Raw genomic sequence first — 13,439 nt, forward strand, 5'->3', positions numbered from 1 at the left:
CATCCCTTCTCAACGTGCAGCCGCAGCGGCCACGGGCACTTCGGCCACACCACCGCAGCGCGCGGGCATCGCAGCAGGCAAGGTGCGGGCGGGCTTGCCCCCCGCCGCCACGGGCTGGGCGGCCAACCAGGCCGAGACAGCACTCACATCGTCGGGCGTGAGCTGGCGGGCAATGTCGGCCATGCAGTCGGGCAGATGCGCCCGGCGCTGGCCGGTCTTCCAGGCACCCAGCTGGCTGTTGAGGTAGTCGCGCGGCAGGCCTAGCAGGCCGGGTATGGACGGGGTCACACCCGTCATGGCTGCGCCATGGCAGGCCACGCAGGCGGGGATGTTGCGGGCCACATCGCCCCCTTGCACCAGCTTGCGGCCTTGCTCCAGCACAGCGGCGGGCGCTTGTGGTGCGGGCGGCGGCGGGTAAGGCAAGTCCAGCGCTGCAAAGTGCTCGGCCATCTCGCGCAGGTAGTCGTCGGTCAGGTGTTCAATCAGGTAAGTCATCTGCGGGTAGCTGCGTCGCCCATCCCGGAAGTTGAGAAGCTGATTGGCCAGGTAGCCCGCCGGCTTGCCCGCAATGCGTGGAAAGTACCCATCGGGCGTGGCCCGGCCCTCTTTGCCGTGGCACGCGGTGCAGGCCAGCACGCGCGAGGACATGGACGACACGGGGACCGTGGCCGCAGGGGCGGCAGGGGCGGCAGGGGGCGTGCTGGCGGGCACCGTCTGGGCCGCAACGCCAGCCGTCAACGCCAGCGCCACCAGGGCAGCCGCGCCGGGCGCGGAAAAAACAGGGCGCAGCAAGCCGCGCAGGCAATCGATCATGGGGATTTTTCCGTGGGGAAACGGTCGGCGGGCACCCACAAGCCGTGCGCTCGGGGCATGCACCAACACAAGCCGACACTCTACGCCCAGCGGCAAAAACAGTACAGATTCAGTTTCCTGTTAAAAATACAGATCAGTTTGACAAGCATCCAGCCCCACCACCCCAATGAAACGCTACGAACGCCACGCTGACACCATCGCGCAGCTCATCCACAGCGGCGCGCTGCGGCCTGGCGACCGCGTGCCTTCGGTGCGCGAGGCCAGCCGCACGCGGGGTATCAGCCCGTCCACCGTGTTCGAGGCGTACTACCTGCTGGAGGCCCAGGGACTGATCCACGCCCGGCCGCGCTCGGGCTACTACGTCAGCGCCCGGCAACCCACCGCAGGCCAGCGCCCCGCCGAGCCCCTGCCCTCGCAGCCCGCGCACACCTCCACCGGCGTGGCCATCAGCGACCTGGTGTTCGAAGTGCTGGGCCTGGCCCGCGACCGCGACCTGGTGCCGCTGGGCTCGGCCTTCCCGGGGCTGGAGCTGTTTCCGCTGGACCGGCTGGCGCGGTGCCTGGCCAGCGGCATGCGCAAGCTCGACCCCTGGAACATCGTGCAAAGCCTGCCGCCCGGGGACGAGCGCCTGCGCCAGCAGATCGCGCTGCGCTACGGCCTGCACGGCAGCGCGGTGGATGTGGAAGAAATCATCATCACCAACGGCGCGATGGAGGCGCTCAACCTCTGCCTGGAGGCCGTCACCCAGCCCGGCGATGTGGTGGTGGTCGAATCGCCCACCTTCTACGCCGCGCTGCAGGCGCTGGAGCGGCTGAACCTGCAGGCGCTGGAGATCGCCACCCACCCACGCGACGGCATCGACCTGGCCGCGCTGGCCGAGGCGCTGGAGCGCCAGCCCCCCCACCAGCCCATCAAGGCCTGCTGGCTCATGCCCAGCTTTCAAAACCCTCTGGGTAGCCTGATGCCGGAGGGAAAAAAGAGCGAACTGGTCGCCCTGCTTGCCCGCCACGGCGTGCCGCTGATCGAGGACGACGTGTATGGCGAACTGCACTACGGCCCCCAGCGCCCGCCGCCTGCCAAGGCGTTTGATGGCACGGGGCTGGTCATGCACTGCAGCTCGTTCAGCAAAAGCCTGGCGCCCGGCTACCGCGTGGGCTGGGTGGCGGCGGGCCGCTTTGCCACGGCGGTGCAACGGCTCAAGCTGATGACCACACTATCAGCCGCCACACCATCGCAGCAGGCGCTTTCCGAATACCTGGCCCAGGGCGGCTACGACCGGCACCTGCGCGCGCTGCGCCGCAGCCTGGAACAGCAGCAGGCGATTGCGCTGGCGGCGGTGGCCAAGCACTTCCCGCGGGGCACGCGCGTGTCGCGGCCCGAGGGGGGTTACTTTTTGTGGGCAGAGCTTCCGCAGCAGGTCGATGCACTGGCGCTGCATCGTCAGGCACTCGCGCAGGGCATCAGCCTGGCGCCTGGGCAGATTTTTTCGGCCGACCGGCGTTTTGCGCACTGCGTGCGCATCAACTACGGGCACCCGGCACACGACCGCCTGCAACCCGCCCTGGAATGCGTGGGCCGCCTGGCCACTGTGCTGGCTGCCGAGGGTGCGCGGACACCCCTTGGTGAGTGCACCAACAGCTCAAATTTATAGAGCGGCCACTGCAGCACAACCTGTCCGGCACAGACACGGGTCTGAGCCGGGGCGAAAACAAAAAGCACGCTAAGGATGCCCCTCAGCGTGCTTTACTTTTGATAGCTACCCGCGCTTGATGGGCAAGCGCCAGGGCCTGTTTTTATCCATATCCCTCGTCGCTATCCCTCAGGCGGGGGCATGCCCGCTCAGAAGCTCTCCCATTCGTCGTCGTTGCCGCCCTTGGCTGCGGCTGCAGGCGCTGGCGCGCTGGCAACCGGGGGCCTGGTGCTGGCGGCAGGGGCGGCTGCAGGGGTGGCTGCGCTGGCCTTGGGCGCTGCCAGGCTGGCCTGGGGTTTGGCGGGCTTTGCGCTGCCGATCTTGCTGGCGCCTTTGGTCGCGCCTGCACTGCGTTGGGCGGTGAATGCCGGGGCAGCGATGGGCGCTCGGGGTGCCGGTGCGCTGCGCATCGCGTTGGCGTCGAGCTTGAAGACCGCCACGGCGTTGACCAGTTCGCCCGCCTGGGCGTTCAGGGCGCTGGCAGCAGCCGCCATTTCTTCCACCAACGCTGCGTTTTGCTGCGTGGCCTGGTCCATCTGCGTGACCGCTTCTCCCACCTGGCCCACTCCTGCGCTTTGTTCGCTGCTGGCGGCGCTGATCTCTCCCATGATGTCCGTCACCCGGCGGATGGAGGCCACCACTTCGGTCATGGTGGCCCCTGCCTTGTCCACGAGGGCCGTGCCTTGTTCCACGCGCTCTACGCTGGCGGTGATGAGGGCTTTGATTTCCTTGGCGGCTTCTGCGCTGCGCCCTGCCAGGCTGCGCACTTCACCGGCCACCACCGCAAAGCCCCGGCCTTGTTCTCCGGCCCGGGCGGCTTCCACGGCGGCGTTCAGGGCCAGGATGTTGGTCTGGAAGGCGATGCCGTCGATCACGCTGATGATGTCGGCGATCTTTCTGCTGCTGTCGTTGATGCCTTTCATGGTCTCGACCACTTCGGCCACCACCTCGCCGCCTTGCACGGCCACGGTGCTGGCGCTCACCGCCAGCTGGTTGGCGGCCCGGGCGTTGTCGGCGTTCTGGCGCACGGTGGAACCCAGCTCTTCCATCGAGGCTGCCGTTTCTTCCAGCGCGCTGGCCTGCTGCTCCGTGCGGGCCGACAGGTCGTTGTTGCCCGAGGCAATCTGTGAGCTCGCCGAGGCAACCCCTTCCGCGTTCTGGCGCACCGAGCCCACGGTGTTCACCAGGCTTTGCTGCATGCGCTGCAAGGCGCCCAGCAGGTGGCCGGTTTCATCCTTGGAACTCACGGTGATCTGGCCACTGAGATCGCCGCTGGCCACACGGTCGGCAGCCTCCACGGCCTGCGCCAGGGGGCGGGTGATGGAGCGGATGATGGTGATGGCGAGAAAGACGGCAATCGCAATGGCGAGCACGCCAGCGATCAACACATCCCGTTGCAGCGCAGCGGCGGCAGCTTCGGCCCGCTCACCTGCTTTGACCGTGGTCTGGGCCTGAAACTCAACCTGCTCCTGAATAGCCGCCTGGTAGGCAAGCTGCGCGGGGCGATACTGCTCTTCCAGCAGCTTGGTGGCTTCGTCCTTCTGCCCTTGCTGGATCATGGTGAGGTACTGCACGCCAATCTTTGCAAAGTCTGCGCGCCGCTGTTGCATGCGCGCCAGAATTTCTTTGCCTTTTTCCGAGACGATCAGCGCGTCAAGGGTTTTGTACTGCGCGTCCACTTCCGCCCTCGACGCGGCAATCTGGTCCATGGACGACTTAGTCACGGCCTCGGTCGTGAAAATCGCCAGATTGCGCACCTGGATGGCTTGCACATTCACCCGGTCGGTCAACGTGCCCAGTGCTTTAGTGATGGGGATGCGAACGTCAATCACATCCTTCAGCTCTGCGCGCTGGCTCGCAGACTGGATCAGGCTGACCGCCCCCAGCGCGATGAGCAACAACACCATGACGGCAAACGCTACGGTAAGTCGGGTTGATATCTTCAGCTGATTCATCCTGCTTCTCCTCTGGACTGGTGGTGGTTTGAAGGTGGTTTTTTTGGCTGTCACCACCTTAGCCGTGAGCGATCTTTGTCACCAGTGCTATTTCGCCGCGGCGCAGCAACTCCGACCTGGGCGCCACAGATCACCCTGCACTCGCCCAGGCATTTATTGACAAAACGCCGCATCCGGTCGGTTCAGTGCGTTCCCCACCCCGCCGCAGCCCCGGCCTGCCCGGTTGGGATTGGAGAGCTAGCTCCAGTCCCAGCCCCGGTGCGCAGGCAAAAAAATGCTACCTTCCACAGCGGCCCTACCGCAGGTGCGCCCTCCGCTTTTGACTGACGATCCGATGCCCCTTTTCAGCAACAAAGAAACCGATCCCAACCACATCCCCGCCCCGGGCCTGCCCCTGCTGGCGCTGGAGCTGCGGGCGCCCTGGGAGTTTGGCGCGGTGCTGCCCGCCTGGCCGGTGCTGCAGCGCGCCCCGCTGGGCGACGGCCACACGGTGATCGTGTTCCCGGGCCTCACGGCAGGTGACGCCACCACCGTGCCGCTGCGCCGCTACCTGGATTCGCGCAACTACGACACCCTGGGCTGGGGCCAGGGCCTGAACCTGGGCCCCCGCGATGGCGTGCTGGAAACCGCCAAGCGCCAGCTGCAGGAGGCCGCCCAAGCCAGTGGCGGCAAGGTGAGCCTGGTGGGCTGGAGCTTGGGCGGCGTCTATGCCCGCGAACTGGCCAAGGAGATGCCCGACCTGGTGCGCTGTGTGATCACACTGGGCACGCCATTCGCAGGGCACCACACCTCGACCAATGCCTGGCGCATCTACCAGTTCGCCAGCGGCCGCAACATCGAGCGCGAAACCGAGAGCTACAACCTGCCCGAAGCGCCCCCCGTGCCCACCACCAGCATCTACTCGCGCACAGATGGCGTGGTGGCCTGGCGCGGCAGCATCCAGGCCCCGGCGGCGCACAACCCGCACACCGAAAACATCGAAGTGGTGGCCAGCCACTTTGGCATCGGCCTGAACCCCAGCGCCTGGTGGGCCGTGGCCGACCGCCTGGGGCAACCGCATGGGCCGCAAGTGGTGTGGCAGCCTTTTCAGCGCCCCCGGGTTCCGGGCTTGCACCTGGTGTATCCAGACCCCCACCGCTAAGCGACTTGCGCGGGGCTATGCAGCCAATCAGCCCACAGAAATAGAAAACATAAAACAAAAAAGCACGCTGAGGATGCCCCTCAGCGTGCTTTTCTTTTGATAGCTACCTGCGCTTTATGGGCAAGCGCCAGGTCCTGTTTTTATCCATATCCCTCGTCGCTATCCCTCAGGCGGGGGCATGCCCGCTCAGAAGCTCTCCCATTCGTCGTCGTTGCCGCCCTTGGCGGCGGCTGCAGGCGCTGGCGCGCTGGCAACCGGGGGCCTGGTGCTGGCTGCAGGGGCGGCTGCGCTAGCCTTGGGCGCTGCCAGGCTGGCCTGGGGTTTGGCGGGCTTTGCGCTGCCGATCTTGCTGGCACCTTTGGTCGCGCCTGCACCGCGTTGGGCGGTGAATGCCGGGGCAGCGATGGGCGCTCGGGGTGCCGGTGCGCTGCGCATCGCGTTGGCGTCGAGCTTGAAGACCGCCACGGCGTTGACCAGTTCGCCCGCCTGGGCGTTCAGGGCGCTGGCAGCAGCCGCCATTTCTTCCACCAACGCTGCGTTTTGCTGCGTGGCCTGGTCCATCTGCGTGACCGCTTCTCCCACCTGGCCCACTCCTGCGCTTTGTTCGCTGCTGGCGGCGCTGATCTCTCCCATGATGTCCGTCACCCGGCGGATGGAGGCCACCACTTCGGTCATGGTGGCCCCTGCCTTGTCCACGAGGGCCGTGCCTTGTTCCACGCGCTCTACGCTGGCGGTGATGAGGGCTTTGATTTCCTTGGCGGCTTCTGCGCTGCGCCCTGCCAGGCTGCGCACTTCACCGGCCACCACCGCAAAGCCCCGGCCTTGTTCTCCGGCCCGGGCGGCTTCCACGGCGGCGTTCAGGGCCAGGATGTTGGTCTGGAAGGCGATGCCGTCGATCACGCTGATGATGTCGGCGATCTTTCTGCTGCTGTCGTTGATGCCTTTCATGGTCTCGACCACTTCGGCCACCACCTCGCCGCCTTGCACGGCCACGGTGCTGGCGCTCACCGCCAGCTGGTTGGCGGCCCGGGCGTTGTCGGCGTTCTGGCGCACGGTGGAACCCAGCTCTTCCATCGAGGCTGCCGTTTCTTCCAGCGCGCTGGCCTGCTGCTCCGTGCGGGCCGACAGGTCGTTGTTGCCCGAGGCAATCTGTGAGCTCGCCGAGGCCACGCCTTCCGCGTTGCTGCGCACGCCGGACACCACGTGCGCCAGGTTGGCACGCATGTCACCGAGCGCGGTGAGCAACTGGCCCATTTCGTCCTTGCCGCCAGGCGGCACCTCGGTGGTGAGGTCGCCCTCGGCAATTGCGCGGGCCGCCCGCACAGCATGGTGGGCCGGCCGGGAGACGGTGCGCGTAATGCCCACGCCCAGCAAGGCCGCCAGCACCACACACACCGCCAGGGTGCCCAGCAGCCACAGGCGCGCCGTGGCGAATACTTCACGCCCTTCGGCACTGGCTTGCAACGCGGCCTCGGAATTGATCTTCTGCAGTTCGCCCAGCGTTTCTGCCGCGGCGACAAAAGCGGCTTCCGACTCGCCCGCATAGAGCATGCCCAGGGCGTCGCCGGTGAGTTCCAGCGTCTCGGCGTTGGTGAAGTCCACGCCCGAGGCGATCTCCAGCAATTTGGCCTGGAGCTTGATGTATTCGGCTTTGCGCTGCTTGTAGGCGGTATAGACCTCGCGCTCCTTGTCCATGTCGATGAGGGCCTCGTACGCAACCTCGACCTTGTCCAGATCCTTGTGGCGCAGGGTTACCTGCTCGGAAAACGCCTTGACTTCCGCCACGCTGCGCGAGGTGACCACCCCCGCCTCGGAGCGCCGCATGCGGTTGAGCAACACGCGCAGCTCCCCCGTTTGCGCCACGCTGGGCAGCAAGTTGGTGGCGATCTGGTCCGCCCCCTGGTGGATGCGGGACATCTGCACCAGCGCCATCACACCCAGCAAGGTGGTGAACAGCACCACCGCCAAAAATCCCGCTCCCAGCTTGACGCCGATGCGCAGATCGGAAACTCTCATGGATCACCCTTCACATTGCGTTTGCCCAAAAGGCACTTCGACGCATGCCAATCTGTATTGCTCAGCACCGCATACTTGTAACCAAATGCAGTCTAGCAGTGCCTGCCGCGCTGCAAAGTGGGCTTTCCCCTTACAGAACAACACCGCGCGGCCAAAAAAAAGCATGCGGGCTTGTGGCGCGCATGCTTTGTCGGGAACGCTGGAAGGCTATTGTATTTGTAGCTAATCCCGCTTTACCAAAAAGCCCTGGAGGCTATTTGATGCCCAATTTTCTTCAGGCGTTCGACTTCTTGAAAGCCTCGATGCCGTCCGTGATTTCCTTCTTGGCGGCGTCAATGCCTTCCCAGCCCAGCACCTTGACCCACTTGCCCTTTTCCAGGTCCTTGTAGTGCTCGAAGAAGTGGGCGATGGCGTTGCGGCGCATGGCATTCACGTCGTCGATGTTCTGCCAGTGGTCGTACATGGGCAACACTTTGGAGGTGGGCACGGCAATGACCTTGCCATCCACACCGGCCTCGTCTTCCATCATCAGGATGCCCAGCGGGCGGCACGGCACGACCACACCGGGGTGCAGCGCGTAGGGGGTGATCACCAGCACGTCCACCGGGTCGCCGTCGCCCGACAGCGTCTGCGGCACGTAGCCGTAGTTGGTGGGGTAATGCATGGCCGTGGTCATGAAACGGTCCACGAAGATCGCGCCCGATTCCTTGTCCACTTCGTACTTGATCGGGTCAGAGTTCATCGGGATCTCGATGACCACGTTGAAGGCTTCGGGGACGTTCTTACCTGGGGGGACGTTGTTGAGGGACATGTCTTTGGAGAGTGGTTTGTTGACGGTAACCCGCGAAGCGGCCGACGCTGACACAGCGCAACGAACCGTCGGGATTAACCCTGATTTTAGGCGCACGCCCCTTTCTGCCCGCTTGCAAACCAGCGTTTGCCTGTAAATTGGGCCTGTTGGCCAATCGGCTCCTGCGCGAAACGCATGGGTAGCACGAGGAAGCAACGCAGCGGGGATACCACCGATGCGTTGGTCCCCCTCCGTGCAACACAACCCTAGGAGAATTGAATGGCTGCAAGTTCAGCACTGACATCCCCTCTCATCCTCGCCCTCGTGTGCGGGCTCATCGCGGTGGCCTACGGCATCTGGGCCCGGGGCTGGATTCTTTCCAAAGACCCGGGCAACGCCCGCATGCAGGAGATCGCCGCCGCCATCCAGGCCGGCGCGGCGGCCTACCTCGCCCGCCAGTACAAGACCATCGCCATCGTGGGCGTGGTGCTGGCCATCCTGATTGGCATCTTTCTGGACATGACGACGGCCGTTGGCTTCGTGCTGGGCGCCTTTCTGTCGGGGGCCTGTGGCTTCATCGGCATGAACGTGTCGGTGCGCGCCAACGTGCGCACCGCGCAGGCGGCCACCCACGGCATTGGACCGGCACTGGACGTGGCGTTTCGCGGCGGGGCCATCACCGGCATGCTGGTGGTGGGCCTGGGGCTTTTGGGCGTCACGGGCTTTTACTGGTTCCTGGCCGGCAATGGCAACCTCACACCCACGGCCAACCTGGCCACGCTGCTCAACCCGCTAATCGGCTTTGCGTTCGGCTCGTCGCTGATTTCGATCTTTGCGCGCCTGGGCGGCGGCATCTTCACCAAGGGCGCCGACGTGGGCGCCGACCTGGTGGGCAAGGTGGAGGCCGGCATTCCTGAAGACGACCCGCGCAACCCCGCCGTGATCGCCGACAACGTGGGCGACAACGTGGGTGACTGCGCCGGCATGGCGGCCGACCTGTTCGAGACCTATGCGGTGACGCTGATCGCCACCATGGTGCTGGGCGCGCTGCTGGTGGCCACCGCGCCCGTGAACGCCGTGGTGTACCCGCTGGCGCTGGGGGCCGTGTCCATCATTGCATCCATCATTGGCTGCTTCTTCGTCAAGGCCTCGCCCGGCATGAAGAATGTGATGCCCGCGCTGTACAAGGGCCTGGCGATTGCGGGAGCGCTGTCGCTCGTCGCCTTCTACTTTGTCACCGTCTGGATCATGCCGGACAACTCCATCACCGCCACCGGCAGCCAGATGAAGCTGTTCGGTGCCTGCGCCACCGGGCTGGTGTTGACGGCTGCTCTGGTGTGGATCACCGAGTTCTACACCGGCACGCAGTATTCGCCGGTGCAGCACATCGCGCAGGCATCGACCACGGGCCATGGCACCAACATCATTGCAGGACTGGGCGTTTCCATGCGGTCCACCGCCTGGCCCGTGATCTTCGTGTGCCTGGCCATCCTGTCGGCCTACCAGCTCGCGGGCCTGTACGGCATTGCCGTGGCGGCCATGTCCATGCTGTCCATGGCGGGCATCGTGGTGGCGCTGGATGCCTATGGTCCCATCACCGACAACGCAGGCGGCATTGCCGAGATGGCCGAGCTGCCCAGCAGCGTGCGCGACATCACCGACCCGCTGGACGCCGTGGGCAACACCACCAAGGCAGTGACCAAGGGCTACGCCATCGGCTCGGCGGGCCTGGCCGCGCTGGTGCTGTTTGCCGACTACACGCACAAGCTGGAGAGCTACGGCAAGGCCATCACGTTTGACCTGTCCGACCCGTTGGTCATCATCGGCCTGTTCATCGGCGGGTTGATCCCCTACCTGTTCGGCGCCATGGCGATGGAGGCCGTGGGCCGCGCGGCCGGGGCCGTGGTGGTGGAGGTGCGCCGACAGTTCCGCGATATTCCCGGGATCATGGAGGGCACCGCCAAGCCTGAATACGGCAAGGCGGTGGACATGCTGACCACCGCCGCCATCAAGGAGATGGTGATCCCCAGCCTGCTGCCTGTGGTGGTGCCCATCGTGGTGGGCCTGCTGCTGGGGCCCAAGGCGCTGGGCGGTTTGCTCATGGGCACCATCGTCACCGGCCTCTTCGTTGCCATCAGCATGTGCACGGGCGGCGGCGCATGGGACAACGCCAAGAAGTACATCGAGGACGGCCACCATGGCGGCAAGGGCAGCGAGGCCCACAAGGCCGCAGTGACCGGGGACACCGTGGGCGACCCCTATAAGGACACGGCCGGCCCGGCCATCAACCCGCTGATCAAGATCATCAACATCGTGGCGCTGCTCATCGTGCCGCTGGTGGTCAAGTTTCACGGTGGGTGAAACCACAGCCCCGGTCTGACAAGCCGGGAATCCAGGTAAACAAGGGGCCGCGGGCCCCTTTTTGCCGCGTACCATGGCGGGCACCGGTTCCCGTCCTCCCAGAAGATGGCCTTGAAACACACCACACCGTCGGCCCCTGCCCCCTCCGCCAGCGACACCACGCCCTACCAGCACATCGTGCACGACGTGCTGGCACAGGCCCGGCCCCTGATGGAGCGCGTCGCCGAGGCCACGCGCATGTCCCTGCTCACGCGCCAGGACCAGGCCCGCACACCGGGCGAACACAACGCCATGCACGAAGCGCGGCAGCAGCTGTCCCGGCTCACGTCCGTGATGGGCGAGCGTTACCCCGACGCGCTGCGCAAGGCACTCGACCAGGAGGCGGCACAGAACGAGGAAAAGCCCACACGCTCCCTGTTCACCGTCCATTTCGACGACCTTGAACTGATGGACGAGACGCAGATCAACGACAGCGTGGAGCGCGCCCGCGCCCGGCAGGTGCTGATCTCGGCCGTGGAAGGGCCGCTGGCCGACCTCGACGCCCTGGTGTGCGCGGCCCTGGGCCTGGCCCGCGTTCAGCCGGAGCACAACCCCCTGCGCCCCGAAGTCTTTCTACAGGCGCTGCAGACCGTGGTGTCGCAGATGCAGGTCACGCCGCAGGTGCGGCACGACTGGATGGGCCCCATGGCCCAGGCGCTGGGCACGGAGCTGCGGGGGCTCTATCTGGCGCAGATTGATCGGCTCAAGCTCAGCGGCGTGCAGCCCGTGGGCTATGCGATGCGCCAGGCCGATGGCCAGGTGGTCTACGTGGCGCCCACCGAAGGCGGCGCATCCCCCGGCTTTGCAGCAGACAACGACCTGTCCACAGCGGAAGGCCACGCCGACTCCCTGCTCACACTCGACCGCCTGCGCCGCCTGCTGCTGGGCGAGTTCAGCGAGAACCCGGCCCCCACGTCGGCGCCAACACACACGCCCTCCCCCCATTCAGACGAGAGCTTCGCGGACCAATTCGCACGCGAGTTCGATAACCCCAACCAGCTGCCCCCCATCGACCCACCCGCCACGGACTTCGCAGCCACCGTGCCCGCCGCCTTCGAAGCGCTGCAGGCCATGAACCAGGTCGGCCACATGATGGAGCGACTGGGGGGCCAGCGCCCGCAGCAGGTCGGCAGCAGCACAGAGGGCAGCCCTGCAGCCCCGCCGCGCAAACATTCCGGCGGACTGGGAGAGGCCTTGAGCATGGAGGTGGTGGCGCTGATGGTGGACAACATTGCGCGCGATGGTCGGCTGCTGTGGCCAGTGCAACAGTTCATCCGCGCGCTGGAGCCGGCCTTGATACAGCTGGCCGTAGCCGACCCCCGTTTCTTCAGCCACAAGGAGCACCCCGCGCGCCGACTGCTGCAAGACATCACCGACCGTAGCCTGGCCTTCAACAGCCCCGAAGCCCCCGGCTTCCAGAGCTTCATGCGCTCGCTCATGAACATCGCGGGCCCGCTGGCCACCGCCACCATCGACGGGCCCGACGATTTCGAGCACGTGCTCCAGCAATTGCACGCCAAATGGGCAGAAAAGGACCAGCAGCGCAAACAGGAACGCCAGCGCGCCATCGAGGCCTTGCAGCACGCTGAACAGCGCCACCTGCTGGCCGCCCGGATTTCGCGCGACCTCTCGCTGCGGCCTGATTTCGGCAAGGTGCCCGACGAAATTTCCCGTTTTCTGCTCGGCCCCTGGTCCCAGGTCATGGCACAGGCGCGCCTGACCGACACCACCCGCAGCGCCGACCCAGGCCGCTACGAGGAGCTGGTGGACGCCCTGATCTGGAGCACGCAGCCCGCCTTGACCCGCGCGAACACAGGCCAGCTGGCGCGCCTGCTGCCCAAACTGCTGGCCAAGCTGCGCGAGGGCCTGGCGTCCATCGACTACCCGGCCGCCCGAACCGAGGCCGTCTTCGAACTGCTGATGGAACTGCACCAGCAGGCCTTCAAGCCCGGGCCCCGGGTGGCCACCAAGCCCGCCGCCCCGCCGCCCCAACCACCGGCTGTGGCGCAGCCCGCCCCGCTGGAGGATGACGATCCGTGGGTCGCCCCGTCCGAGGCCAAGGAATCCGGCTATGTGGACATCTCACAGTCCCCGGTATCGGAGAGCGCCGAGCTTGTGCCCGAATCCACCAGCACCACCAGCGGCCCGGCCACTTTGCCCCACCTGGCCTCAAGCGCGCCCTTGGCCCCATTGGCTGTTGGGACCTGGGTCAACCTGCAAGTGGCAGGCCAGTGGGAACGCACCCAGCTGTCCTGGATCGGCTCGCAAGGCCAGCTTTTCCTCTTCACCAGCGCATCGGGCCGGACCCAATCGATGACCCTGCGGCTGCTGGAGCGGCTCTTCCACCAGGGCGCCGTGCAGGTGTTGACCGAGCAGACCGTGGTGGACGGCGCCCTGGACGCCGTGGCACAGGCGGCCATGCGCAACAGCGTGGAGAGCAGGCTATGAATTTACTCCTAAAAAAATAGCTTATAACGCTTGATGGATAAGCGCTAGAGCCCATTTTCAATCAAAATTAATATCCCATCTCCTTGGCCATCCGGCCAAGGCCCGCCACCTTCGCGGCACACCCTGGTGTTCCCCGGGTAGTCAAACTCCAACGGGGGTGCTACGCTGGGGGCGTCCAGTCCAAGG

Annotated in this window: 8 protein-coding genes; 4 read left to right on the plus strand and 4 right to left on the minus strand. The window is 65.9% G+C overall.

Going from position 1 to position 13,439, the window contains the following annotated elements:
• Window positions 1-9 precede the first annotated feature (9 nt).
• A complete protein-coding gene (locus AC2YJX_RS04045; protein ID WP_487255322.1) occupies window positions 10-813 on the minus strand; it encodes a c-type cytochrome in 804 nt (267 codons plus the stop codon).
• A gap of 166 nt (window positions 814-979) precedes the next feature.
• Between AC2YJX_RS04045 and AC2YJX_RS04050 the strand changes: the two genes are divergently transcribed.
• Window positions 980-2,464, plus strand: coding sequence for an aminotransferase-like domain-containing protein (locus tag AC2YJX_RS04050; RefSeq protein WP_487255323.1), 1,485 nt, complete (start codon window positions 980-982; stop codon window positions 2,462-2,464).
• A 188-nt stretch (window positions 2,465-2,652) separates the two neighbouring features.
• Here the strand turns inward: AC2YJX_RS04050 and AC2YJX_RS04055 are convergent, their stop codons facing one another.
• A complete protein-coding gene (locus tag AC2YJX_RS04055) occupies window positions 2,653-4,458 on the minus strand; it encodes a methyl-accepting chemotaxis protein (RefSeq protein WP_487255324.1) in 1,806 nt (601 codons plus the stop codon).
• A gap of 334 nt (window positions 4,459-4,792) precedes the next feature.
• Here AC2YJX_RS04055 and AC2YJX_RS04060 point away from each other — a divergent pair, with 334 nt between their 5' ends.
• Entirely contained in the window at window positions 4,793-5,599 is an 807-nt protein-coding gene (locus tag AC2YJX_RS04060) for an esterase/lipase family protein (RefSeq protein WP_055398168.1), read from the plus strand.
• Window positions 5,600-5,785: 186 nt separating this feature from the next.
• On the opposite strand, the gene AC2YJX_RS04065 is transcribed toward AC2YJX_RS04060, so the two are convergent.
• Window positions 5,786-7,615 (minus strand): methyl-accepting chemotaxis protein, encoded by a 1,830-nt coding sequence (locus AC2YJX_RS04065; protein ID WP_487255325.1) that lies wholly within the window; start codon window positions 7,613-7,615, stop codon window positions 5,786-5,788.
• A gap of 274 nt (window positions 7,616-7,889) precedes the next feature.
• A complete protein-coding gene (ppa, locus tag AC2YJX_RS04070; RefSeq protein ID WP_055398170.1) occupies window positions 7,890-8,426 on the minus strand; it encodes an inorganic diphosphatase in 537 nt (178 codons plus the stop codon).
• Window positions 8,427-8,684: 258 nt separating this feature from the next.
• Between ppa and AC2YJX_RS04075 the strand changes: the two genes are divergently transcribed.
• Both AC2YJX_RS04075 and AC2YJX_RS04080 read left to right on the plus strand, forming a co-directional pair.
• Window positions 8,685-10,766 carry a sodium-translocating pyrophosphatase gene (locus AC2YJX_RS04075; RefSeq protein WP_121420493.1) on the plus strand — a complete coding sequence of 694 codons (2,082 nt, stop codon included), beginning with the start codon at window positions 8,685-8,687 and terminating at the stop codon, window positions 10,764-10,766.
• Between the two features lie 105 nt (window positions 10,767-10,871).
• Entirely contained in the window at window positions 10,872-13,253 is a 2,382-nt protein-coding gene (locus AC2YJX_RS04080; protein ID WP_487255326.1) for a DUF1631 family protein, read from the plus strand.
• Window positions 13,254-13,439: the final 186 nt, after the last annotated feature.

It is taken from the genome of Acidovorax sp. SRI_002, assembly GCF_057586455.1.